Source organism: Flavobacterium endophyticum (assembly GCF_003634455.1).
Taxonomy (GTDB): Bacteria; Bacteroidota; Bacteroidia; order Flavobacteriales; family Flavobacteriaceae; genus Flavobacterium; species Flavobacterium endophyticum.
The window spans coordinates 49,419-73,830 of sequence record NZ_RBLC01000007.1 but is presented as its reverse complement, the minus strand read 5'-3'; the positions used below and the strand labels follow the sequence as shown (position 1 = coordinate 73,830).

The window sequence follows — 24,412 nt, the reverse complement described above, 5'->3', positions numbered from 1 at the left end:
TCGGCTGACGGCGGAGGAATCGGGGAAGCCGCGCGGACGCTCCTTGAAAAAGGGCGGCAGGAGCCGGGGCGGCCTGCGGATTCTGTGGCGGAAAATATGGAAAACTTGCTCGGAAAGCATCCGAAGGAAGATGAAAAACGTCAAGAAACCAAACGCCAATCTACTATTTTGACATATTTAAGTTCGGTTTTAACCATTAAAGAATAAAAACTAGCAAATAAAAAAGGCAACCTATCTTTAGATTGCCTTTATACATATATATTATAGTACTGTATTATGTTTTAGATTTTGCTACTTTCTCATTCCATGATTTAGAAAGTTCTTGATAGTTTATATTGATGCCTGGTTTTTGTTTGGGAAGCCTGCCTTCTTCAAAAGCTCTTACTAATATGGTTTCAATAAGAAAATCTTCGGCTACATTATAAGGATTGTACTGCGTCTTTAGGTTTATGCTAAAAACTCGAGCCGTCTTGTTTGCCCAGAAAGCTTTCCAGCCACTTTTTTGCTCTTTAATCAGATCGAAGGTAGTAGAACCCGTTTGCCTATGAATCAACTTCACCAATATCTGTCCGTCTCTTCGGGACAGCTTTTTCAGTTGGCCTTCAAATTCGTTTTCGAGATACTTCTCTACAATCTTGAAATATTTCTTTTTCTCTTTCTCAGTTTTCAACTTGGCCATTCCTTTATCTAATGCGACCAATCTGTCCGCTGCAGTTTTCGCATACGGATAGACTCGCTGGACTCTTCGTTGCAAAACCAGAAAGTTCTTCTTGCTTTCTTCGTCAACTTCTCCTTTTAATATAAGTACTTCATCGAGCTGCACGACCTTGATCGTATCCGGCTCGTTCAAATACTCATCGTTTTTATCAACTTGTGCCTGCAGCGCATTGGATAAAAAGAACAGGATAGAGAAATAGTATATAGCTTTCATTAAATTGACTGTTTGTTGTGTAAAATTATATAATATATGGATAACTGTTATTTCAAATTTATATTTTAGCGAAAAAATAAATTATGGCATCAAAATCTATATTAAAAAAGTCGTCTTTGACCTTTTTGGAAAACTACTTAAACAATGCTTCACCGACCGGATACGAATCGAACGGACAAAAAATCTGGATGGATTACCTAAAGCCATACGTCGATACTTTTCTTACCGATACTTATGGTACCGCTGTCGGAATTATCAATCCTGATGCCCAGTACAAAGTTGTCATTGAAGGGCATGCCGATGAAATTTCTTGGTATGTTAATTATATTACTGATAATGGTCTTATTTATGTTATCCGAAATGGCGGTTCTGATCATATGATTGCTCCTTCAAAGCGCGTCAATATTCATACCAAAAATGGAATCGTGAAAGGTGTTTTTGGATGGCCTGCTATTCACACTAGAAATCGCGGGAAAGAAGAAGCGGCGCGAATCGATAATATTTTTATTGATTGTGGATGCGAAACCAAAGAAGAGGTTGAAAAATTAGGCGTTCATGTTGGCTGCGTAATTACGTATCCTGACGAATTCATGGTCTTAAACGAAAATAAATTTGTCTGCCGAGCGATTGACAACAGAATGGGTGGCTTTATGATTGCTGAAGTAGCCCGACTGCTTCATGAAAACAAAAAGAAATTGCCTTTTGGATTATATATTACTAACTCCGTTCAAGAAGAAGTAGGATTGCGTGGTGCAGAAATGATTACCAAAACAATCAGGCCCAATGTAGCCATTGTTACAGATGTCTGCCATGATTCTACTACTCCTATGATCGACAAAAAAATTGAAGGTGATACTCAAATCGGGAAAGGACCTGTTGTAACTTATGCTCCTGCTGTTCAAAACAACCTGAGAGAGTTAATTATAAATACGGCTGAAGAGAAGAAAATTCCTTTCCAAAGGCTGGCTTCTTCTAGAGTTACAGGTACCGATACTGATGCTTTTGCTTACAGTAATGGCGGTGTTGCTTCTGCTTTGATTTCTCTTCCGTTGCGTTATATGCACACAACTGTTGAGATGGTTCACCGTGAAGATGTCGAAAATGTGATTCAGCTTATCTACGAGTCTTTGCTTAAAATCGAAAGTGACGAAACTTTTACTTATTTCGGAAAATAAGAAACCTTACTAAAAAACAAAAGTCCCGTTATTGATGAGATAGCGGGACTTTATTCTGATTGATGATTTGTTAAGCTTTTTTGTGGGCTTTTATAAGTTCAGCTGCTTCAGTAGCATTTGATAATTCTGCATGTTTTAATGCTGTAAATCCTTTTTCGTCTTTTGTGTTTACTCTGGCTCCGTTTTGCAAAAGCAGTTGTACGATTTCTACTTTGTTATAACGTGCAGCAAACATTAATGGAGTCATTCCGTTTGATGTTGCATTAACATCTGTTCCAAACTGGATCATTTTTTTTACGGTGTCAACATCGCCTTTAGCGATAGCTTGACATAAAGGGTTTACGCTTTTGCTTACAACAGCAATTTTTTCTGTTAGGCCGGTTTCAGTGTTCGCTGCAATAGCAACATTTCCAAATGCAAGTAATGCAATTCCTAAATAAACGATTGATTTTTTCATGATGATTGTGTTTTAAATTATTTTTTGATTTGATTGTATAGAATAGACGACGAACTTTATCTTTTGTTACAGCATTATTTTTTTATAACATAACTTTAACATTTGAGCTAACTAATTGCTTCTTTTGCTGTTACAAAGAACAAAAAAACCACGCAAAGCGTGGTTATTATAGAATTATGATTGTGTTAGATTATTTGTTCAGAAAGTCCAATACATTTTTTTCGATACGTTCATCTATATTGGAAACGTCTGCTTTGAAAAATTTTTCTCCTAGAATGTTCTCGTACAACTCAATATATCTTTCTGAAACCGATTCAATATAGTCTTCTGTCATTTCTGGAATTTGCTGTCCTTCCTTACCTTGAAAACCATTAGCGATCAGCCACTGTCTTACGAATTCTTTCGACAATTGTTTTTGGGCCTCGCTTCGCTCCTGTCTTTCTTCATATCCTTCTTTGTAAAAGTAGCGAGAAGAATCCGGCGTATGAATTTCATCTATCAAAACAATTTTGCCCTCTTTGGTCTTACCGAATTCGTATTTGGTATCTACTAAAATCAATCCTCTATCTGCTGCAATCTGCGTACCTTTATTATATAATACTCGGGTATAATTCTCCAATACTTCGTAATCTAGCTCAGAAACGATTCCTCTTTCAAGAATTGCTTCTTTAGAAATATCTTCATCATGTTCTCCATTGTCAGCTTTTGTCGTAGGCGTGATGATTGGTTCTGGAAACTTATCATTTTCTTTCAATCCTTCTGGCATTTCTACGCCACAGATTATTCTTTTTCCTGCCGCATATTCTCTTGCTGCATGGCCTGAAAGATAGCCGCGTATTACCATTTCGACTTTAAACGGCTCGCATAAATGACCTATAGCAACATTCGGGTCTGGTGTGGCGATTAGCCAATTAGGCACAAGATGCGAAGTCATTTCCATGAATCGGGTTGCAATCTGATTCAGGATTTGTCCTTTGTATGGAATTCCTTTTGGCAAGACTACGTCGAAAGCAGAAAGCCTATCCGTAGCAACCATTACAAGAAGCTCGTCGTTGATATTGTATACTTCTCGGACTTTTCCTCTGTATACTGATTTTTGGCCTGGAAAATTGAAATTGGTAGCGGTTATGGTATTACTCATTTTTTGGTTGTTGTGTTGTTGTTTGAAAGATACAAAAGTAATTTGTTTCGCAGAGATACACAAAAGAAGCAACAAAGTTTCACTAAGTTTATCGGAAAGGTTAGGTTCTTTGTTAATTCCGATCAGTCATAATCAAAAAGCCCAAGATAAACCCTACGGAATATCTTGGACTAAGCTAATGAAACAGAATGCTTACAGCTATTCTTTTATGATTTTGTAAGTTTCAGTTTTTGAATTCGTATTTATCTTTACTAAATAGGTCCCTGGCGAAAGGCTTGAAACATCTACTTGTTTATCTCCATCAATATCCATTTTTCTCATGACTTCTTGTCCCAACAAGTTATAGATGGCAACATTAGAAACTTCTTTTAGCCCAGAAATATTCAATACGTTTGTAACTGGATTAGGAAATAATTTCACTTTATTTTGACTTATATCCTCGATGCTTAATGCTGGGGGTGTTACCGTGAAGTTGGTCACATCAAAATCTAAAACTTTTGGATCGGCCCAAATTCCGACACCAAAATATATCGTTTGATTTGCCGCCAAATCCGTTACAGTAACCGATAAAGTTCCTGTTGCAGTGTTAAACGATCCCGAATACGCTCCTGATAAGCAACCAGAAATTACCGTTGCATTGCAATCAGAAAAAGCCATCAAGCCCATATAATCTGTCTTGATGAGAATTTCAAAATACGCTGTTTCTCCTGCAACCGGTCCTGATGTATATTTAAACATATAATCATCACCTTGAGAAATAAATACATCATCAAAACAAGTTGTGTTAAAACTTAGCGTGCTGCTAAAACCTCCTGTTCCTTGGCAGTTTGGTGCGGATGTTACCCAAGATCCGGGACTTCCTGTTCCTGGCGTGACAATATTAGGTTGCGTAAAGCCACTTGTTATAGGAATGGCATTGGCACATGAATATTGCCCATAAGAGGCTATTCCTCCTATAAAAAACGTAAAAAGTAATAAAGTAATTTTGCTCATAGTTTATTGATTTTAAGTATAATAATCTCAAATTTAGCTAATTACTTTTTATCACAACAAAAAAAGACAGCTTTTTAGAAACTGTCTTTTTTATGATTTATAGAAATTTACTTTAATCGTGATTCTCAATCTGCTTATAGGCGTCGATTACTTTCTTAACTAATCTATGACGAACGATATCTTTATCATCAAGATAGATGATGCCGATTCCGTCAATGTCTTTCAACACCAGAAGGGCTTCTTTCAAACCGGAGATCGTTCTTCTCGGCAAATCGACCTGACCGGGATCTCCTGTAATCATGAATTTGGCGTTCTTGCCCATACGCGTCAAGAACATTTTCATCTGGGAGTGTGTTGTATTCTGTGCTTCATCGAGAATAACGAAGGCATTGTCGAGCGTACGTCCACGCATGAAAGCCAAGGGCGCAATCTGGATTATTCCTTTTAGGATATAATCTTCGAGTTTTTCATTCGGCAGCATATCTCGCAGCGCATCATATAAAGGCTGCATATACGGATCTAGCTTTTCTTTCATGTCACCAGGAAGAAATCCAAGGTTTTCACCAGCTTCAACAGCTGGACGCGTCAAGATAATTCTTTTGACCTGTTTTTCTTTCAGCGCTTTTACAGCCATCGCAACGCCTGTGTAGGTTTTTCCTGTCCCGGCGGGACCAACGGCAAAAACCATATCGTTCTTGTTCATCGTATCGACGAGCAACTGCTGGTTTGGAGTCATCGCCTTGATGATCTTTCCTCCTACTCCATGAACCAAGATTTTGTCATGGTCGCCCATTCTTTCGATTTGCTGGCTTCCTCCTTCAATCACTCTTTCAATAACGTTATCGTCAATATTATTGTAGCGTGTGAAGTGGAGCATCAATCGCTGGAAACGGTTTTCAAACTCGTCTAAAACTTCTTTTTCTCCAAAAGCCTTAATCGTAGTTCCTCTGGCAACAATCTTTAATTTAGGATAATATTTTCTAATGGTTTCAAGATGAGAGTCTTGAGCGCCCCAAAAATCTTTTGGCGCGATGTCTACGAGTTCGATGGTTCTTTCGTTCAAAAGCTATAGTATTAAATTAAAAAATTATCTGGCTATTTTGTTAGCTTTGCATATCTCAAATTTAATAAAAATTTAGGCGCTTAGGCGTTAATGTTATAAACAATTTTATGTCAATAATTACCCTTACGACCGATTTTGGATGCAAAGACCACTTTGTCGGTGCTTTAAAGGGCAAGATTTATTCTGAATATCCTGATGCTAAAATTGTAGACATTTCGCACGAGATCGATTTGTTCAATGTTTCTGAGACAAGTTATATTATTGGAGCTTCCTATTCTAGCTTTCCAAAAGGCACCGTACATATAATAGGAGTCGATTCTGAATTACACCAAGAAACACAGCATATTGCCATGCAATGGAACGACCAGTATTTTATCTGTGCCGATAACGGTATCCTAAGCATGCTGACGCAAAAGATCATTCCGCAGAAAATCGTATCCATTAATATTCACGACAGGCTAGCCATCAATGCTACGGCAATGGATGTTTTTGTAACAGTCGCTTGCCATATTGCACGCGGCGGTTTGTTGAATGTTATCGGAAAGGAAATTACCAAAATAAAAGAAGTAACCGAATTGCAGGCTGTTGTCAGTCAAGACAGCAGTTCTATTAAAGGCTATGCAATCTATATCGACCATTTTGGCAACGTGGTAACGAATATTTCAAGGCAGCTTTTTACCGAAATTGGAAAAGGAAGAAAATACGAAGTGAGTTTTAAAAATTATAAATTAAAGACCATCTTGCCGAATTATTCTTCGATTATTAATTTTGAGCAGAATTCCATGAAATTTTACGAAGGAAAGGAACTCGCTATTTTTAATGAAGCAGGTTTTTTAGAAATCGCAATGTACCGTAGCAATCCGAATTCTGTTGGAGGCGCTTCAAGTTTGTTGGGATTGAAATACCGGGACTTCGTAAGCATTAATTTTATTTAGCTTTAAGCTGTAGGCAATACGCTTTAAGCATACAAAAAGTCATAAATCAAAATTCATAAATCATATATCAAACACTATGTTCGTACGAATTGTAAAACTATCCTTCCATGAAGAAAACATTCCTGCTTTCTTGGAAAATTTCGAATTGATGAAGGAAAAAATACGAAATGCCCCAGGAAACCGTTTTCTAGAATTATACCAAGATAAAAACAACAAGAGCATTTTTTTCACGTACAGCTATTGGGAGACGGAAGAAGATCTGGAAAACTATAGGAAATCGGCTCTTTTTGATAGCGTCTGGACATTTACAAAGAAATTATTTAACGACAAACCTGAAGCGTGGAGTGTGGATAAGCTGGTAACGCTTGAATAATTTTTGATTTTAGATTTTAGATTTTTGACGTAACTTGTCCCACTTCAAACATTCAACTATCAACTATCAACTATCAACTATAAACTATAAACTATAAGTTATAAATGAAGTCAATTTTACTACGAGAGATCAAATCCTTTTTCGGTTCGCCGATCGGTTATTTGGTTATTGCTATTTTCCTCTTGCTTAACGGACTTTTCCTTTGGGTTTTTGAAGGCGATTTTAATATTCCTAATTCGGGATTTGCAGACTTGAGCCCGTTTTTTACGTTAGCTCCTTGGATTTTGATTTTTCTTATTCCAGCTGTAACCATGCGAAGTTTTTCGGATGAGAAAAAGCAAGGGACTATCGAGTTGCTTTTCACAAAACCTTTAAGCATTTGGGAAATCGTAAACGGAAAATTCCTTGGCGCGTTCTTATTGATCGTAATCGCTATTATTCCGACTCTCATTTATGTGATTATGGTTTACAATCTTGGAAATCCAGAAGGAAATTTAGATTTCGGAAGTAGCTTAGGTTCGTATTTCGGATTATTATTCTTGATTGCTTCTTATACTTCTATCGGAATTTTTACTTCTACGCTTTCTGAAAACCAAATTGTCGCATTTATAATTTCGGTGCTTTTGTGCTTTGTGTTCTATTTCGGATTTGACGGAATTTCAACCTATGCTGGAGGATTCGACCTTGTTGTTTCATCAATTGGAATGGATTATCATTTCAAAAGCATGAGCCGCGGCGTATTGGATACGCGAGATATTCTTTATTTTGTAAGCATTACGATATTGTTCTTATCCTTTACTGCTTTTAAACTTAAATCTTTGAAATCGTAATGAAAGCCTCTAAGAAAAAAAGCCTGCAGCAGCTCGGCCTTATCATCATAGCCGTAATTGCGGTAAACATTGCCGGAAACTTCTTTTTTAAGCGATTCGACCTTACCAAAGACAAACGCTATACGCTGTCGAAAAGTACGCTCGACATGATCAAAAAAGTCGACCAGCCGTTATATATCGACGTATTTCTCGATGGACAGTTTCCACCAGAATTTAAACGTCTGCAAGGAGAAACAAGACAGATGCTGGAAGAATTCAGAGCATATAACTCTAACATTATCTTTAATTTTACGGATCCTTTGGCCGACGAATCTAAAGCAGATCAATTTGTTGCCGAATTGTCGGGATTGGGCTTCTCGCCTACCAACATCCAAAGCAACAAAAACGGAAAAAAATCAATGATTCAGGTTTTTCCGTGGGCTATTGCGAACTACGGTACTAAGTCTGTCCGCGTTCCTTTATTGATCAATAACTTCGGAAATAATGCAGACGAAAATATCAGCAAATCAGTACAATTGTTAGAGTTTGCTTTTGCCGATGCTCTTACGAAACTGGCTACGACCGAAAAGAAAAAAATTGCTGTATTAAAAGGCAACGGCGAGATGAACGACAAATATCTGGCAGATTTTATCCTAAACTTAAAGGAATACTATCTGATTGGAGAATTCAATCTCGATTCGCTAGCCAATGACCAAAACAAGACGATGCAGAATTTGGCTCATTTTGAGGCGGCTATCATTGCCAAACCAACCGAAGCATTTACAGATTCTGAAAAATACATTCTAGATCAATACATCATGAACGGCGGCAAGACGCTCTGGCTTATCGACAAAGTCGTGGCTGATATTGACAATCTTCAGAATGAGTCTCAGTCCGCTTTGGCGTATCCACTAGAGCTAAATCTTGACGATATGTTTTTCAAATACGGCATCCGTATCAATTACAATTTGGTTCAAGATTTATTATCCACGCCAATTACAGCGCGTTCTGAAAATGGAGACTTCCCTATCGACTGGCTGTATTCGCCTATCATAAAATCGGGAGAAAACCATCCGATAAATAAAAATGTGAACTTGGTAAAACTAGAGTTTGCCAACCAGATCGATACGCTAAAAAATAACATCAAGAAAACGGTATTGCTGAAAAGCTCTCCTGAATCAAAACTTGTCGGATCTCCAATTGAAATGAGCCTGCACCAGTTTATGGAAGAGCTAAATGAAGCCGAGTTTTCAAAAGGAAACCAAACATTAGGTGTCTTATTAGAAGGAAAATTCACTTCGGCTTTCAAAAACCGCGTGAAGCCTTTCAAGGCAGACAAATCGCTTGACGAAGGAAAAGACAACAAGATGATCGTGATTGCCGATGGCGATATTATCAACTATACGTATGTCAACAAAAAACCACTTTTGAATGGTCTAGACCAATGGACACAGCAGATTTATGGCAATAAAGATTTTCTGATGAATTCTATAAATTACCTCCTAGATGACAACGGACTTATCAACATCCGAGGCAAGAATGTAGAACTGCCGCTTCTTGATGAAAAGAAAGTAACAGAAAATTATACTTTTACCCAATTCATAACTATTGGATTACCAATTCTTATCCTCGCAATTTTTGGATTATTGTTTACCTACCTCAGAAAGCGTGCGTATAGCAAATAATGTTAATAAATTGGTTTTGTTTTAGAATTAGTTTAAGATATATTTGTGCAATGTAAAATTTTGTAGTTTTACAATCCTTATTAAATAAAAGACGAAAATGAAGTTTATAGTATCGAGTTCATACTTATTAAAACAATTGCAAGTTTTAGGAAGCGTTATCAATAGCAGCAATACTTTGCCTATTTTAGATAATTTCCTTTTTGAATTGGATAACAATCAATTGACTGTTTCTGCATCCGATTTGGAAACAACAATGTCTGCTACGCTAGAAATCGATTCTACGAGTACCGGAAGCGTTGCTGTTCCAGCAAAATTGCTTTTGGAAATCTTGAAAACTTTTCCAGAGCAGCCGCTTACTTTTACGGTGGAAGAAAACAGCACGATTGAAATCAGTTCTAATTCTGGTAAATATGCCTTGGCATATGCTCCAGGCGAAGAATTCCCGAAATCTGTAAACCTTGATGATCCGTCTTCTACTATCGTGCCTGCTGGCGTTTTGGCAACTGCTGTAAGCAAGACCATTTTTGCTGCTGGAAACGATGACTTACGTCCAGTAATGTCTGGCGTATTTTTCCAGTTCTCTCCAGAAGGATTGACTTTTGTGGCAACCGATGCTCACAAATTGGTAAAATATGCGCGAACTGACGTAAAAGCATCACAAGTGGCTGATTTTATCATGCCGAAGAAACCATTGAATATCTTAAAAAGTATTCTTGGAACTTCTGAAGCAGAAGTAAAAATCGAATACAACGATTCAAATGCTACTTTCTCTTTTGACAATTACGTATTGACTTGCCGATTGATTGACGGAAAATATCCAAATTATGAAGCGGTTATCCCAAAAGAAAATCCAAACAAATTGATGATCGATCGTTCTCAATTCTTGAGCTCGGTTCGTCGTGTTGCGATTTTCTCAAATAAAACTACGCACCAAATTCGTTTGAAAATTGCTGGAGCAGAATTGAATATTTCTGCCGAAGATATCGATTATTCAAACAAAGCAGAAGAGCGTTTGACTTGTGATTATCAAGGTGACGATATGCAAATCGGTTTCAATTCACGTTTCTTGACTGAAATGCTGACAAACTTGCAATCAGACGAAATCATGCTGGAAATGTCGCTTCCTAACAGAGCAGGTATCCTTACTCCTGTTGACGGACTAGAAGAAGGCGAAACAGTAACGATGCTTGTAATGCCGGTAATGCTGAACAACTAAAATCTTTTTTATGCGCAATATCATCAAAGTACTTCCTTTTTTAGCGGTTTTTCTTTTTCTGTCTTGTTCAGATGACGACGGAAGAACTTTAGGTGAAAACGGATTTACTTTTAACGGAGCTTTTCATGTTTTAAACAATGCTTTTGTTACGGATGACAATATTGTAGATGAAAATCCGAGTACCATTTCTATAGTACTTTCAAATGTAAACCTAAGCGATTCTACTGCCGTATCGAATATCTCTAAAGTCTATTTTGATTTTAATGGTATTGATTTGGAACCGGGAACTTTAATCGATATTCCTAACTATTCTATCGAAACGGGCGGGGCTTTTGTACAAAATGCAGAAGATGAAGATTTCACGTATACAAACGGTACTTTCTTGCTAAAAAGTTCAGACCCTGGGCTGACAGCAACTGAGAAAACGGTTACCATCAATTCTGTTACAGAAACTAAAGTTGACCTTACATTCTCTTTTACAAGAGCCGATGGCCAGACTTTCACAGGAAAATACAACGGATTATTTACTGACTTGAGCAGTACAGAATAAGCTACAACCAACCCTTTATACCAAAAAAATACCGTAGTCTCTTTGAGCTACGGTTTTTTATTTATAAGCAAGCTAAAAATTATCTGTCACTAATGCGGATAAGCTTTTTATTAACGAACTCTTCAATTCCTAATTCTGACAACTCCCTGCCATACCCAGAACGTTTGGTTCCGCCAAAAGGCAAATCCGGACGAGATGCTGCATGTTCGTTGATAAAAATCATTCCCGTTTCAATCTGGCTGGCAACTTCGATTGCCCTGTCAATATTTTGGCTAAAGACAGAACCGCCTAATCCAAAAGTAGAATCATTGGCCAACGCAATTGCTTCTTTTTCGTCCTTTACTTTATAAAATGAAGCTACAGGTCCAAAAATTTCTTCATGATACGCTACCATTCCGGGCTTGATATCGGTTAAAATTGTAGGTTCAAAAAAAGCTCCTTCTCTAGCAATTCGCTTCCCTCCCAATACGACCTTCGCTCCTGCTTTTATGGTTTCATTTACCTGCTCTTCAATCTTCTTGGCAGCTTCCTCACTGCTCAAAGGTCCAACTTGAGTATCTCTTTCCATAGGATCGCCTATTTTCAATCCTGTGAGCTTTTCCTTAAACTTTTCCAGAAATTTATCAGCTATTTCTTCTACCACAATAATTCTTTTTGACGAGGTACAGGCTTGCCCCATATTGCCGAATCTTCCCTTGACGGCATTTTGTACGGCCTTATCCAAATCAGCGTCTTCTAAAACGATGAAGGGATCGCTACCTCCTAATTCCAAAACCGATTTCTTTAAGTTTTTTCCAGCGGCTTCAGCCAAACTAGAACCCGCCTTTTCGCTTCCCGTCAAAGACATACCGACTATTCTCGGATCTTCCGCAATTTTAGCGATTTTCGGGTTCGAAAGAAATAAATTAGTATAGATTCCTTCCTTAGCACCGGCTTGCCTAAATATTTCTTCTATGGCTTGAGCACATTGCGGAACGTTGGAAGCATGTTTCACCATGATTACGTTTCCAGCCATAATATTCGGCGCAGCGACCCTTGCTACTTGATTAAAAGGATAGTTCCATGGCTCGACCGCAAGAATGATTCCTATCGGAGTGTATCGAACGAATGCCTTTCCATCTTTTACCTCAATAGGTTTGTCTTCTAAAAAAGTAGCGGCATTTTGGGCATAATATTCATATACTGAAGCGCACATGTCAATTTCAGCTTCGCTTTGGGCAATTAGTTTTCCCATTTCGAGCGTTATCAGTTTTGCCAGTTCTTCTTTTCTTTTGCGTAATATCGACGCCACATTCATCAAAAGCTTGGAGCGTTCTTTTACTGGAACCGATTTCCAAACTTGATACGTTTGATCAGCTTGCGCTATTTTTTGCTCAACAGTTTCTGCCGAAAATTCTTCAAAAGATTTGACTTCTTTATTGTTATAGGGATTGATTGTTTGGATTGCCATTTTTTAATTATTTATGCATTAGTACTACTTCTTTCGTGTAGTGCCAACATTGGAATATCGATCTTATAGGACATTTTTTTTGTCAGACTTGAACTAAAGAAGTCTTCCCAAAAACCTCTTCTTTCCGTCAGCATGGTCAGCATATCGATATGCTGATTATTTATAAAATCTTGGATAGTTTCTTTTACGTCGTCATGAGGAACGACAAAAAACTGGACTGGCCAAGCACTGCAGCGACCTTCCCATATTTTAATCTCTTCATCTGAAATAGTAGAAGATGATTTCTTGACATATAAGCTTTTAATAGAGGCATTAAATTTTACTGCAATTTCGACTAAGCGTTCCAAAGCCTCAAAATCTTTTTCTCTATAAAGATTAGTAAAAGCGATTGTTTTTATTTTCTTGTATCTCGCTTCTATCGGAATACTCAGTACGGGAACTGTAAGTGAGGTTATAGCTTCGCCCGTCTGAGAACCAAAAAGCGAGTCAAACCAATTCGAAACGCCGCTTGTTCCCATAACCACTAAGCTTATATTATGTTCTCCCACCGCATCTTGCATCGCAAAAGTTAAATCGCCCGATTTGAGTAAGTGTGTTATTTTAATATGTCCCATTCCATGAGCATCGGCTATTCTCTGAAGTTTCGGAATATAATCTTGAAAATGAGCCATCTGCTGAAGCTCAAGCGAATCATACATTTCCTTAAAATTAATCGGAATTTCAGCCCCATCGATAATTGGCATATCAAAAGTATGAAGCAACATTATCTCTGCTTCAAGCGAATCCGCCATTTTCAGCGCGTAGAGAAAAGCATTATCAGCTATTTCTGAAAAATCTGTTGGAAAAAGAATGCGTTTCATAATACAAGTCGTTTTGTACATATAAAGTTACAAAAAACTAAAGCCTAAAGAAAATCATACGCTTGAAGTTTGCTTTTATTTAACACTGTCGGTGGTTTTGCCACATAGCAACTTTCCTGCTATCTTTGCATAAAATAAAAAATATGCTTTCACAAGATACTATCGTTGCCTTGGCTACTCCATCAGGCGCTGGAGCGATTGCCATCATTCGGATTTCGGGAAAAGATGCACTGACAATTGCGGCTTCGTTATTTGAGTCGGTTTCTGGAAAAGACATCCTGAAACAGAAGACGCATACCATCCATCTGGGACATATCGTCGACGGCGCGAAAGTATATGACCAAGTATTGCTTTCTATTTTTAAGGGTCCTAATTCTTATACGGGAGAAAATGTGATTGAAATTTCATGCCACGGCTCGACTTACATTCAACAGCAGATTATTCAATTGTTGCTCCGCAAAGGATGCAAAATGGCCGAACCGGGAGAATTTACGCTCCGCGCTTTTATTAATGGAAAACTGGATTTATCGCAAGCTGAAGCTGTAGCCGATCTTATCTCTTCCGAAAATGAAGCTTCGCACCAGATTGCCATGCAGCAGATGCGAGGCGGCTTTTCTAATGAAATTGCCAAACTTCGGGAAGAGCTCCTGAATTTTGCTTCCCTAATCGAACTGGAATTGGATTTTGCAGAAGAGGATGTAGAATTTGCCGATCGTACGCAATTTCATGAACTCTTGGAACGCATCGAATTCGTTTTAAAACGGCTTATCGACTCGTTTGCAGTTGGTAATGTAATCAAAAACGGTATTCCTGTTGCGATTGTCGGCGAACCAAACGTTGGGAAATCAACCCTATTGAATGCTTTGCTGAACGAAGAACGGGCTATTGTCTCTGAAATTGCTGGAACAACACGCGATACGATTGAAGACGAGCTTGTAATTAACGGTATCGGCTTTCGATTTATCGATACGGCTGGAATCCGAGAAACCGCAGATATTGTGGAAAGTATCGGAATTAAAAAAACTTTTGAAAAGATTGAACAGGCACAAGTTGTCGTTTATCTTTTGGACAGTTCTCAGATTTCGGATTTCAGACTTCAGACTTCAGAAAATAGCAGGCTGCATACTATAAAAATTGAAGTTGAAAAGATAAGAAATCAGTTTCCGCTAAAACCTTTAGTCATTATTGGAAATAAAGCTGATATGCTGACTGAATCTCAAATCGAAAATTTAAAATCTGAAATCCCTGAAATTCTTTTAATTTCTGCTAAAGAAAATACAAATATCGAAGACTTAAAAAATCAGCTGCTTTCCTTTGTGAATACAGGTGCCCTGCGAAATAACGAAACTATCGTGACCAATACAAGGCATTATGATTCCTTGTTAAAAGCGCTGGAAGAAATCCAAAAAGTCAAATTCGGGCTGCAAACTGGAATTTCAAGCGACTTGATGGCAATCGATATCCGCCAGGCTTTGTATTATTTTGGAGAAATAACTGGGCAAGTAACTAATGATGAGCTCTTAGGAAATATTTTTGCTAACTTCTGCATTGGGAAGTAAGTTAAACAAAATATCACAAACAAAACCGGTTAAATAGTGGTTTAGCTGGTTTTTCATTTTATCGATGTTTTGTGATTCTTGTATCAATTTTGCTGGTTCTGAACTTCTAAATTGCGTTACCATCTCCTGAATTTAAGCCGTAAGGTATCGTTACATTTATTCTAGAGCCTTCGCCTACTTTGCTCAGTATCTCCACTTTGCCGTTAAATGCCTCCGCCCTGTGTATGATATTTGAAATTCCCAGTCCTTTTCTTTTTTGTTGTACATCATATCCCTTACCATCATCCTCCACAGTGATATAAATACTGGTATCGTTAGCAGTTAAAGCTATTGTTACATTTTTGGCTTCGGCATGCTTAAGGATGTTTTGTAATTGTTCTTGGATAATTCTGTATATATTTAATTTTAGCTCATCAGAAAATTCGAATGGAATCGAATAAGAAAAGAAAATGCTTATCGAATTATCGGTATCGTGATTAATTTTATGTATAAGGTTAGTGATAATTTCCTCAAGCCCAGCTTCTGTCAAAGGTGTTACCAGATTTTGGCTTAGCAAATGAATTTCATCCATGGCTTTACTGATTTGGTCGATTGGTTGTTCAATCAGCTCTTTGATAGCTGGATTCTTGCGCCCGGCAATTCCAAGATGAAGTTTGGCACTAAACAAGATTTGATTTATATTATCGTGGAGTTCTTGTGCAATATAGTTTTTTTGCTTTTCCTGAGCCTTTATAATTGCCTTGGAAATTTTTTTCAGGGCTTGTATTTTCTGTTCTTTAATTTTAGCTTCAAGTTGTTTTGAGCTTTCCTCAGCTTCCCTGCGTTCTGTTATATCCTGCAAAATTCCGAAGAGCCGTATCGGAATGTTATTGGTACTGTATTCAAAACGCCATTCGATGTATCCGAATCTTTGTTGACCGGTGCTTGTTATAAACCGGAAATCCAGTTTTGCCACTTTGAAATCATATACAGCTTCTTTTATTAAATTTTCTGCCATCCCTTTATCTTCAGGATGGATAAAAGATAAAAAAAGATCAACGCTAGGCACTGTTGCTATTTTGTCAAGGCCAAATATTGTATATAATTGATCGGACCATGTATGAATATTTTTTTGAAGATCAATATCCCAGTTGCCCAAACGTCCTATTGCCTGTGCTTCATTCAGCTTCATCTGGTTATCCAGAAGCTTTTGTTCCATAATCGTTTTTTGTGTAATGTCATTAATAATTACAATTCTTGCCTTTCTCCCTTCATGAGTAAAGGAATGCGCCGTTGCTTCCACAGTCAGTATATCTCCATTTTTTTTCAGGTGCCGCCAGCTACCGTGCCTCGAGCGATAAGAATTTTGCCGTACTTGGACAATATCTTCCAGCAACACTGCTATATCTTCTTTTGGCCTTATATCTTTTATGGTCATGGATAAAAATTCATCCCTCGTATATCCATAGTGACTTACCGCAGCTTCATTTACATCAATAAACCGCAAGCTTTCAAAATCATATAACCAAATAGGAAGCGGGCTTTTGTAAAATAGAGTACGGTACTTTTTTTCACTTTTCGCAAGTTGAATCCTTATGTGTTTACTCTCAGTTATATCCTGGTAGAAAATGGTGAGACCTGTATCAGATGGATAAACTTTGACTGAAAACCACGTGCTCATTTCATTATAGTAATTTTCAAATTCCATTATATCACCCGATGCCATTGCCTTATGATATGTATGCCAAAAAATAGTGCCTACTAATTTAGGATGTACGTTCCAAAGTACTTTACCCAAGGTATCTTTCCTGCCAAACGGGTGGGTTTTAAGGGCTGCATCATTTAAAAAGGTATATCTCCATTCATTATCAACAGAAATAACTGCATCCTTGATTCGATTTAGGGTAAGATCCAGTTCCTTTTTCGTTTTTCTATATTTTATTAAATACAAGCTGACCCCTGCAGAAATAAGTAATATATAGATGATTAGTATAAAAATGTCCATAGGTGCCGTACTTTTAAATATTATAGGAATATGCAGATTTTGAAAGCTACACCGCAAAATAAAAAAACGGCAAAGCTTTGGTTTGAAAGGCTCTATGGTTGTTTAAAAACTATTTAGTTTATTATAAAAGTGGAAAGATAGAGATGTACTCCTTTTCGAAACCCGCATATAACAGGTTTCATATTACTTTGGTTTCATGCACGTTTTGATGCAATTTTAACCGGCTCAACTAGTGGGCTAAAGATCTATATTACCTAATGGTAAATATACGGTATATTCTAAAGGGAAAATGTTTTCGTGGCGAAACTTATATCTGTATTTCTATATTAAAGCGTAATTGTGCTTTATAACTTTTCAGTTGATGATGCGGTGGAAGTGCAAGCGTGGCGCCCAAAGAAATTCTTATCGTATTCAAAAGAATTCCAAGCCCTACTGCTTTCTGTGATGGTATCAATTTAACCCTTAAAAACAACCATCGAATACCATACCTATTAAAGTCACCAGAAAGTCGCAAATTGACTTTATTTTTTAATGAATATTATATTTGTGATATAATCAGCCTCAAAATCCCTATACATCTCTGATATACAAACTATTGGTCAGTTTGTGATATTTATCGATATTAGATAAAATGTTGTAAACCTATCTACCCTCACTACACTGAAATCAAGCGATATAAAAGCTTTTGAATTTTTATATCAGGAAATAATATCCACAAAATTCATGAAAACGTTTTAGTTAAAATTACTTGTTAAAACGTAGCAAAAATTCTTTTTTTCTTTCAATACTTTGTTTACTTTTGGCGGCAAATGAAAAAGCTAGCTGTACTATTTGTTTATGTGTGTTTGCTTCTGTTAAGCGGGAGCCAATACGTTTATGCTAGTATCCAGCAATTTTCTACTTCTACGCACTCTTCTCATAGCTTAGAAAAAAGACACCGAGTAAAATTTACGAATCAAGATACCAGCAATTCGCTAATTGAAGACGCTTTAGATCTTGATGAAGAACACTTGGGCGGAGGAGATATAGACGATGGAATTTCAAGTAAATTTTTCATTACCAATTACAGCTTATTAGATAAATGGTACCTAACGCTCAGCGGTCGGTCACTTTTAAACCATTATCATAATAATTTTAAAACCTTCGCGCCATTTTGTGGCCAATCCAATCCTATTTATATTACTCACAGAGTATTAAGAATCTGAAAAGCGAGACACATCGGTTACCTAAAGCATGACCCAACATATCTTGTAGCTGTAAAGTAAACTTACTTCTCAAGCGTAGTCATGTATCACTGTGGTTACTGGTGTTTTTACATCTGAACAATCATTGCATTCCGATCATTCAATCGCTTAATTTCCATTCTTAAATACTATGAAAAGAATAGTCGTATTAACAGGCATTATTGCCTTGTTGTGCCTAACAAGTTGTGCAACTAAAGAAGAAAAAAAAGAAGAAGCCGACAAATTTACAGTGACGAATCCTGTAAAAATCGATACTACATTTACCAAGGAATATGTTTCGCAGATAAGATCTGTTCGAAACATCGAAATCCGTGCCCAAGAAAAAGGATTCCTACAAAACATTTATGTTGATGAAGGCCAGTTTGTAAAGGCCGGACAGCTGTTGTTCCGAATCATGCCAAAACTATACGAGGCAGAATTGCTTAAAGCCCAAGCAGAGCAAAAGGCAGCTGAAATAGAATTGCAAAACACTAAAATATTAGCCGATAAAAACGTCGTTTCTAAAAACGAACAGGCCGTTGCTCAAGCCAAACTTCAAGCCGCAAAAGCTGAAGTTGCATTGGCGAAACTTCATTTATCATTCACAGAAATCAGGGCGCCATTTGACGGAACTATCGACCGTATCCCGCTCAAGCTAGGAAGCCTTATCGAGGAAGGCGAATTATTGACCAGCCTTTCTGATAACAGCCAGATGTTTGCCTACTTCAATGTATCAGAACCAGAATACCTTCAATACCAAACTGAGGTAAAAGATCGTGCAGAAAGCAAAGTAAACTTGCTTTTAGCCAATGGCGAATCTTTTAAATACAAAGGAAATGTAGAAGTTATCGAAAGCGAATTCAATAACGAAACAGGAAATATAGCCTTTAGAGCTAGATTCCCTAATTCAGAAAAATTGCTTAGAAATGGCGAAACCGGAAAAGTACAAATGCTGGTTCCGTTGAAAAATGCTATTGTAATTCCGCAAAAAGCGACTTATGAAATTCAAGATAAGAAGTATGTTTTTGTGGTAGGCAAAAATAATGTGTTGAGCTCAAAAGAAATTACTATTACTGGCGAAATTCCAGATTTGTATGTGATAAGCAGCGGTCTTACCGCAAATGATAAAATCTTGTTGGACGGTATCCAGAAAGTAAAAGATGATGAAAAGATTTCTTACGGATATGTTGCTCCTAAAACGGTGATGAATAATTTGCGTTTAAAAGCAGAATAGGTCTATTGTTTTAATCATTAAAAATTACAAAAATGTTTAATAAATTTATTCAAAGACCTGTACTGTCGATAGTAATATCGCTAATAATTGTCTTTTTAGGGGTATTGTCGGTAATGAATTTGCCTATCACCCAGTTCCCTACCATCTCCCCTCCGATGGTTAATATTACAGCAGATTATCCGGGATCTAACGGTGAGCTAATGATCAAATCGGTTATTATTCCTTTAGAAAGAGCTTTAAATGGAGTTCCGGGAATGAAATACATGACTTCTGATGCTGGAAATGACGGTGAAGCAAGCATACAAGTAGTATTTAATTTAGGAACTGATCCTAATCAAGCCGCCGTTAACGTTCAAAATCGTGTAGCTTCGGTTACTAATAAGCTGCCTCCGCTGGTCGTACGAGAAGGTATAAAAATTACCCGTGAAGTTCCGAGTATGTTGATGTATGTGAATCTTTATAGTACGGATAAAAATACCGACATGAAGTTTCTATACAACTATGCCGATATCAACGTGCTTTCAGAATTAAAAAGGGTTAATGGTGTTGGTTCTGGAGATATTTTAGGAACACGTGAATATGCCATGCGTATCTGGTTAAAGCCTGACCGTATGCTGGCTTATAAAATATCGGCCGACGAAGTAATGGAAGCATTATCAAGTCAGAGTTTAGAAGCCTCTCCTGGTAAAACAGGTGAAAGTTCAGGTAAACGTTCTCAAGCGTTTGAATATGTATTAAAATACTCTGGGCGTTTTACGACCAAGGAACAATATGAGAATATTGTTGTACGATCGAATCCTGATGGAGAGCTTTTACGTCTGAAAGATATTGCTAGCGTTGAATTTGGCAGTTCGATGTATGATATTTATTCGAACTTAAACAGCAAGCCATCTGCGGCTATCGTACTAAAGCAATCTTTTGGAAGTAACGCAAACCAAGTTATTAAAGACGTAAAAGCCAAGCTCGAAAAAATCAAGCAAAAATTCCCAAAAGGAATGAATTATGAAATTTCATACGATGTCTCTAAATTCTTAGATGCCTCGATCGAAAAAGTAATCCACACTCTGATCGAAGCCTTTATTTTGGTAGGATTAGTGGTCTTTCTTTTCTTAGGCGATTGGCGCTCTACGGTTATTCCGGCAATTGCAGTACCCGTCTCGCTGGTTGGAACGTTTGTGTTCATGCAATTCTTCGATATTTCCTTGAACTTAATTACGTTATTCGCCTTGGTGTTAGCTATTGGAGTCGTCGTCGACGATGCAATTGTGGTTATTGAAGCCGTACACGCCAAGATGGAAGAAGAACATCTCTCGCCGTTTAAAGCGACAAAAAAGGCGATGCATGAGATTGCCGGAGCTATTATCGCCATTACATTCTTGATGGCTGCCGTATTTATTCCAGTTGCTTTTATGTCGGGTCCTGTGGGAGTTTTTTACAGACAGTTTTCGATTACGATGGCAACAGCTATTATCCTTTCAGGTGTAGTGGCTTTGACTCTGACACCGGCTCTTTGTGCAATGATGCTAAAAAATAATCATGGCAAGCCTAAAAAGAAAACACCCGCAAACAGATTTATCGACGGCTTTAACAACAAGTTCAATCTAGCCCAAGGCAAATATCAAAATGTACTAGGCAAAATCGTAAATAGAAGAGCCGTTACTGTTATCGCGTTGCTCGGTTTTTGCGCGGGAACATGGCTGATCAGCAGCACCGTTCCTTCTGGGTTTATTCCGAATGAGGATCAGGGAATGTTTTATGCGATTATTCAAACGCCGCCAGGTTCATCGTTGGAAAGAACAAATAATATTGCAGAAAAACTGCAAAAAATAGCGGAAGGCATAGAAGGAGTTAAATCTGTTTCTTCATTGGCTGGTTATGAAATTTTGACCGAAGGTACCGGAGCCAATGCAGGAACATGTTTGATCAACTTAAAAGACTGGGAAGACCGAAAACAATCTGTACAAGAAATTATGACAGAATTGGAAGAAAAATCAAAAAATATTCCAGGCGCCAATATTGAATTTTTCCAACCGCCAGCAGTTCCAGGCTATGGAGCGGCCGGAGGATTTGAACTTCGTCTGTTGGACAAAACAGGCTCTAGTGATTTCAAAAAACTAGAAGAAGTAAATAAAGAGTTTGTAGAAGAATTGAGCAAACGTCCTGAATTGTCTAACGTGTTTAGCTTCTTTAGCGCCAGTTTTCCTCAGTACATGATGAAAGTTGATAATGATTTGGCACAACAAAAAGGAGTTTCTATCGAAAACGCCATGAACACTCTATCGACTCTCGTTGGAAGTAACTACGAAATTAGTTTTATCAAATACGGAATTAATTACAAAGTAATCGTTCAAGCGGCTCCAGAATATCGTGCACAACCTGATGACATCTTAAAACTCTATGTGAAGAATAATAAAGATGAGATGGTGCCTTATTCAGCCTTTATGAAATTAGAAAAAGTATACGGTCTTTCAGAAATTACAAGACACAATATGTATACTTCTACTGAAATTAGCGGTGGACCTGCTCCAGGGTATAGTTCGGGTACGGCGATTAAGGTTATCCAAGAAGTGGCAGAAAAAAAATTGCCTAGAGGATATGATATTGACTGGGCAGGTATTTCTGCCGATGAAGTAGCACAAGGCAATCAGGCCATCTGGGTATTCTTGATTTGTTTAGGATTTGTGTATTTAGTTTTGGCAGCTCAATATGAAAGCTTTATTCTACCACTATCCGTAATTCTTTCCTTGCCAGCAGGTATTTTTGGTGCCTTCCTTTTGCTAAAATTAACCGGATTAGAAAATAACATTTATGCTCAGGTTGCCATGGTAATGCTTATTGGTTTATTGGGTAAAAATGCCGTATTGATTGTAGAGTTCGCTATACAAAGGCACGCAGCCGGCAAGTCGGTTTTGGAAGCTGCTATGGAAGGAGCCAAAGCAAGGTTCCGTCCTATCTTGATGACTTCATTTGCCTTTATCGCCGGATTATTGCCTCTTGCATTTGCGACAGGTCCTGGTAAAATTGGCAACAGAACCATTGGTACTGCTGCTGCTGGAGGTATGCTTATAGGAACTATTTGCGGTGTGTTTGTAATTCCTGGATTGTATTACATTTTCGGTAGAATATCAGAAAAGTACAAACTGGTAAAACATGAAGAAGAAAATCCATTAACAGAAGAAATTGATAACAATCATGTATAAAATCAAATTATATCAATACAGTATAGCTTTAGCCCTTTGTCTTGCCGTAATAAGCTGCAAGGCGCCACAGACTATAGCCGAAACGCCAAGCAAGCCTCTTCCCGAAGCATTTGGAAATGTAAAGTCAGAGGACACTACTACTATTTCTACTCTAAAATGGAACGATTTCTTTAAAGACCAAAATCTTGTCGAGTTGATTGATGTTGCCCTGAAGAATAATCAGGAACTGAACATGACGTTGCAGGAGATAGAAATTGCAAGGAATGATATCCGTGTCCGCAAAGGCGCTTTATTGCCGACATTTGGTGTTCGTGCTGGAGCTGGACTAGAAAAAGTAGGCCGATATACAAGCCAAGGTGCTGGTGATGCTTCAACAGAAATAAAACCAGGCGTCGAAACACCAGATCCACTACCCGATTACACAATCGCTGCCTATGCGAATTGGGAAGTTGATATCTGGAAAAAACTGCGCAATTCTAAAAAAGCTGCGGTGAACCGATATTTGGCTACGGTTGAAGGCAAAAACTTCGTCATTACCAATCTTATTGCTGAAGTTGCCGATTCTTATTACGAGCTACTGGCTTTAGACAGCCAGTTGGATATTGTAAGACAAACTATTGCTTTGCAGACCAATGCTTTTGAAATTGTAAAAGTTCAAAAACAGGCCGCAAGAGCAACAGAACTTGGTGTTCAGAAATTTCAAGCAGAAGTCTTGACTTCAAAAAGCTTAGAGTTCAATATTCTCCAAAGAATTAAAGAAACAGAGAATAAAATCAACTTTTTGTTAGGACGCTATCCGCAAGAAATCAAAAGAGATAAAACCAATTTTACTGATTTATTGCCAGCGGCCGTAAATTCTGGAATTCCATCTCAATTACTGACGAATCGTCCCGATGTAAAACAAGCAGAATTAGAGCTAGTAGCTGCAAAACTAGATGTAAAAGTGGCTCGTGCCGAATTTTATCCTTCGCTTGATATTTCTGCCGCTTTCGGCGTACAGGCATTTAAACCAGCTTATCTGTTTACATTTCCTGAATCCATTTTGTATTCTTTGGCAGGCGATATTGCCGCACCTTTGATTAACAGAAATGCTATCAAAGCCGAATTTTCAAGTGCCAATGCAAGACAACTTCAAGCCTTATACAATTACGATCGTACGGTTTTGAATGCCTATCTAGAGGTTTCGACGCAGCTTTCTAAAATCGATAACCTCCAAAAAGGCTACGATTTAAGATCACAACAAGTAGATGCCCTAAATAAATCTATTGATGTTTCCAATGATTTGTTTAAATCTGCCAGAGTCGATTATTTCGAGGTTTTGATGACACAAAGAGATGCCCTAGAAGCTAAGCTAGAATTGATAGAAACCAAAAAAGAACAGCTGAATGCAGCAGTTCATGTGTATAGAGATTTAGGCGGCGGCTGGAAATAGGCTAATACCTAAAACATAGTTTTTCTAAAAAATTCCTCGTCAATTAAAAAATAAATATTTTAAGTGGCGAGGAATTAAACATTATAAAAATAGCATTTTTAAGGCATGTCAGAAAAATGGCATTAAAGTTTTCTGAATGGCT

21 protein-coding genes are annotated in these 24,412 nt (G+C 37.7%); 13 read left to right on the top strand and 8 right to left on the bottom strand.

Annotated elements, in window-relative coordinates:
• Positions 1-207, top strand: a 207-nt coding sequence (locus CLV94_RS17085) for a hypothetical protein (protein ID WP_170148826.1), incomplete at its 5' end; no start/stop codon positions are given.
• A gap of 67 nt (positions 208-274) precedes the next feature.
• Here CLV94_RS17085 and CLV94_RS16575 read toward each other — a convergent pair.
• On the bottom strand, positions 275-931 hold the full coding sequence (locus tag CLV94_RS16575) for a DUF4294 domain-containing protein (protein ID WP_121377630.1): 657 nt from the start codon (positions 929-931) through the stop codon (positions 275-277).
• Positions 932-1,014: 83 nt separating this feature from the next.
• Between CLV94_RS16575 and CLV94_RS16570 the strand changes: the two genes are divergently transcribed.
• Positions 1,015-2,106: a M42 family metallopeptidase gene (locus tag CLV94_RS16570; RefSeq protein WP_121377629.1), complete on the top strand. Its 1,092-nt coding sequence runs from the start codon at positions 1,015-1,017 to the stop codon at positions 2,104-2,106.
• A gap of 70 nt (positions 2,107-2,176) precedes the next feature.
• Here the strand turns inward: CLV94_RS16570 and CLV94_RS16565 are convergent, their stop codons facing one another.
• From CLV94_RS16565 to CLV94_RS16550, 4 genes are all read right to left on the bottom strand, one after another.
• On the bottom strand, positions 2,177-2,563 hold the full coding sequence (locus CLV94_RS16565; RefSeq protein WP_121377628.1) for an ankyrin repeat domain-containing protein: 387 nt from the start codon (positions 2,561-2,563) through the stop codon (positions 2,177-2,179).
• Positions 2,564-2,753: 190 nt separating this feature from the next.
• Positions 2,754-3,704, bottom strand: a complete 951-nt coding sequence (locus CLV94_RS16560) for a phosphoribosylaminoimidazolesuccinocarboxamide synthase (RefSeq protein ID WP_121377627.1) — start codon at positions 3,702-3,704, stop codon at positions 2,754-2,756.
• Between the two features lie 198 nt (positions 3,705-3,902).
• Positions 3,903-4,697 (bottom strand): T9SS type A sorting domain-containing protein, encoded by a 795-nt coding sequence (locus CLV94_RS16555; RefSeq protein WP_121377626.1) that lies wholly within the window; start codon positions 4,695-4,697, stop codon positions 3,903-3,905.
• A 112-nt stretch (positions 4,698-4,809) separates the two neighbouring features.
• A complete protein-coding gene (locus CLV94_RS16550; protein ID WP_121377625.1) occupies positions 4,810-5,760 on the bottom strand; it encodes a PhoH family protein in 951 nt (316 codons plus the stop codon).
• A 107-nt stretch (positions 5,761-5,867) separates the two neighbouring features.
• Between CLV94_RS16550 and CLV94_RS16545 the strand changes: the two genes are divergently transcribed.
• The 6 genes from CLV94_RS16545 (at position 5,868) to CLV94_RS16520 (ending at position 11,328) form a co-directional block, all read left to right on the top strand.
• A complete protein-coding gene (locus CLV94_RS16545) occupies positions 5,868-6,695 on the top strand; it encodes an SAM hydrolase/SAM-dependent halogenase family protein (RefSeq protein WP_121377624.1) in 828 nt (275 codons plus the stop codon).
• 76 nt (positions 6,696-6,771) lie between these two features.
• A complete protein-coding gene (locus CLV94_RS16540; RefSeq protein WP_121377623.1) occupies positions 6,772-7,068 on the top strand; it encodes a putative quinol monooxygenase in 297 nt (98 codons plus the stop codon).
• A 104-nt stretch (positions 7,069-7,172) separates the two neighbouring features.
• The gene (gene gldF / locus CLV94_RS16535) at positions 7,173-7,898 is read left to right on the top strand and encodes a gliding motility-associated ABC transporter permease subunit GldF (protein WP_121377622.1); all 726 of its coding nucleotides are present in this window, start codon (positions 7,173-7,175) and stop codon (positions 7,896-7,898) included.
• Positions 7,898-9,562, top strand: a complete 1,665-nt coding sequence (gldG, locus tag CLV94_RS16530; protein ID WP_121377621.1) for a gliding motility-associated ABC transporter substrate-binding protein GldG — start codon at positions 7,898-7,900, stop codon at positions 9,560-9,562. The genes gldF and gldG overlap by 1 nt, the downstream gene beginning before the upstream one ends.
• A gap of 97 nt (positions 9,563-9,659) precedes the next feature.
• Complete coding sequence (gene dnaN, locus CLV94_RS16525) at positions 9,660-10,778, top strand: DNA polymerase III subunit beta (RefSeq protein WP_121377620.1); 1,119 nt, start codon at positions 9,660-9,662, stop codon at positions 10,776-10,778.
• Between the two features lie 10 nt (positions 10,779-10,788).
• Positions 10,789-11,328: a hypothetical protein gene (locus tag CLV94_RS16520; RefSeq protein ID WP_121377619.1), complete on the top strand. Its 540-nt coding sequence runs from the start codon at positions 10,789-10,791 to the stop codon at positions 11,326-11,328.
• A gap of 79 nt (positions 11,329-11,407) precedes the next feature.
• Here CLV94_RS16520 and CLV94_RS16515 read toward each other — a convergent pair whose 3' ends face one another.
• The gene (locus CLV94_RS16515; protein WP_121377618.1) at positions 11,408-12,778 is read right to left on the bottom strand and encodes an NAD-dependent succinate-semialdehyde dehydrogenase; all 1,371 of its coding nucleotides are present in this window, start codon (positions 12,776-12,778) and stop codon (positions 11,408-11,410) included.
• Between the two features lie 11 nt (positions 12,779-12,789).
• A complete protein-coding gene (locus CLV94_RS16510) occupies positions 12,790-13,638 on the bottom strand; it encodes a universal stress protein (protein WP_170148825.1) in 849 nt (282 codons plus the stop codon).
• Positions 13,639-13,781: 143 nt separating this feature from the next.
• On the opposite strand from CLV94_RS16510, the gene mnmE reads away from it, so the two are divergent.
• Positions 13,782-15,197 (top strand): tRNA uridine-5-carboxymethylaminomethyl(34) synthesis GTPase MnmE, encoded by a 1,416-nt coding sequence (mnmE, locus tag CLV94_RS16505; protein WP_121377616.1) that lies wholly within the window; start codon positions 13,782-13,784, stop codon positions 15,195-15,197.
• Between the two features lie 106 nt (positions 15,198-15,303).
• Here the strand turns inward: mnmE and CLV94_RS16500 are convergent, their stop codons facing one another.
• Entirely contained in the window at positions 15,304-17,181 is a 1,878-nt protein-coding gene (locus CLV94_RS16500) for a PAS domain-containing sensor histidine kinase (protein WP_121377615.1), read from the bottom strand.
• Between the two features lie 809 nt (positions 17,182-17,990).
• Here CLV94_RS16500 and CLV94_RS16495 point away from each other — a divergent pair.
• The 4 genes from CLV94_RS16495 (at position 17,991) to CLV94_RS16480 (ending at position 24,270) form a co-directional block, all read left to right on the top strand.
• Positions 17,991-18,386: a hypothetical protein gene (locus CLV94_RS16495; protein WP_121377614.1), complete on the top strand. Its 396-nt coding sequence runs from the start codon at positions 17,991-17,993 to the stop codon at positions 18,384-18,386.
• Between the two features lie 169 nt (positions 18,387-18,555).
• Positions 18,556-19,638, top strand: coding sequence for an efflux RND transporter periplasmic adaptor subunit (locus CLV94_RS16490; protein WP_121377613.1), 1,083 nt, complete (start codon positions 18,556-18,558; stop codon positions 19,636-19,638).
• Between the two features lie 32 nt (positions 19,639-19,670).
• Positions 19,671-22,838, top strand: a complete 3,168-nt coding sequence (locus CLV94_RS16485) for an efflux RND transporter permease subunit (RefSeq protein WP_121377612.1) — start codon at positions 19,671-19,673, stop codon at positions 22,836-22,838.
• A complete protein-coding gene (locus CLV94_RS16480; protein ID WP_121377611.1) occupies positions 22,831-24,270 on the top strand; it encodes a TolC family protein in 1,440 nt (479 codons plus the stop codon). Before CLV94_RS16485 ends, CLV94_RS16480 begins: the two co-directional genes overlap by 8 nt.
• Positions 24,271-24,412: the final 142 nt, after the last annotated feature.

Coding starts and splice junctions, on each gene's coding strand:
- CLV94_RS16575 (WP_121377630.1), bottom strand. CDS start 931: ATGAAAGCTATATACTATTTCTCTATCCTGTTCTTTTTATCCAATGCG.
- CLV94_RS16570 (WP_121377629.1), top strand. CDS start 1,015: ATGGCATCAAAATCTATATTAAAAAAGTCGTCTTTGACCTTTTTGGAA.
- CLV94_RS16565 (WP_121377628.1), bottom strand. CDS start 2,563: ATGAAAAAATCAATCGTTTATTTAGGAATTGCATTACTTGCATTTGGA.
- CLV94_RS16560 (WP_121377627.1), bottom strand. CDS start 3,704: ATGAGTAATACCATAACCGCTACCAATTTCAATTTTCCAGGCCAAAAA.
- CLV94_RS16555 (WP_121377626.1), bottom strand. CDS start 4,697: ATGAGCAAAATTACTTTATTACTTTTTACGTTTTTTATAGGAGGAATA.
- CLV94_RS16545 (WP_121377624.1), top strand. CDS start 5,868: ATGTCAATAATTACCCTTACGACCGATTTTGGATGCAAAGACCACTTT.
- CLV94_RS16540 (WP_121377623.1), top strand. CDS start 6,772: ATGTTCGTACGAATTGTAAAACTATCCTTCCATGAAGAAAACATTCCT.
- gldF (WP_121377622.1), top strand. CDS start 7,173: ATGAAGTCAATTTTACTACGAGAGATCAAATCCTTTTTCGGTTCGCCG.
- gldG (WP_121377621.1), top strand. CDS start 7,898: ATGAAAGCCTCTAAGAAAAAAAGCCTGCAGCAGCTCGGCCTTATCATC.
- dnaN (WP_121377620.1), top strand. CDS start 9,660: ATGAAGTTTATAGTATCGAGTTCATACTTATTAAAACAATTGCAAGTT.
- CLV94_RS16520 (WP_121377619.1), top strand. CDS start 10,789: ATGCGCAATATCATCAAAGTACTTCCTTTTTTAGCGGTTTTTCTTTTT.
- CLV94_RS16515 (WP_121377618.1), bottom strand. CDS start 12,778: ATGGCAATCCAAACAATCAATCCCTATAACAATAAAGAAGTCAAATCT.
- CLV94_RS16510 (WP_170148825.1), bottom strand. CDS start 13,638: ATGAAACGCATTCTTTTTCCAACAGATTTTTCAGAAATAGCTGATAAT.
- mnmE (WP_121377616.1), top strand. CDS start 13,782: ATGCTTTCACAAGATACTATCGTTGCCTTGGCTACTCCATCAGGCGCT.
- CLV94_RS16500 (WP_121377615.1), bottom strand. CDS start 17,181: ATGGACATTTTTATACTAATCATCTATATATTACTTATTTCTGCAGGG.
- CLV94_RS16495 (WP_121377614.1), top strand. CDS start 17,991: ATGAAAAAGCTAGCTGTACTATTTGTTTATGTGTGTTTGCTTCTGTTA.
- CLV94_RS16490 (WP_121377613.1), top strand. CDS start 18,556: ATGAAAAGAATAGTCGTATTAACAGGCATTATTGCCTTGTTGTGCCTA.
- CLV94_RS16485 (WP_121377612.1), top strand. CDS start 19,671: ATGTTTAATAAATTTATTCAAAGACCTGTACTGTCGATAGTAATATCG.
- CLV94_RS16480 (WP_121377611.1), top strand. CDS start 22,831: ATGTATAAAATCAAATTATATCAATACAGTATAGCTTTAGCCCTTTGT.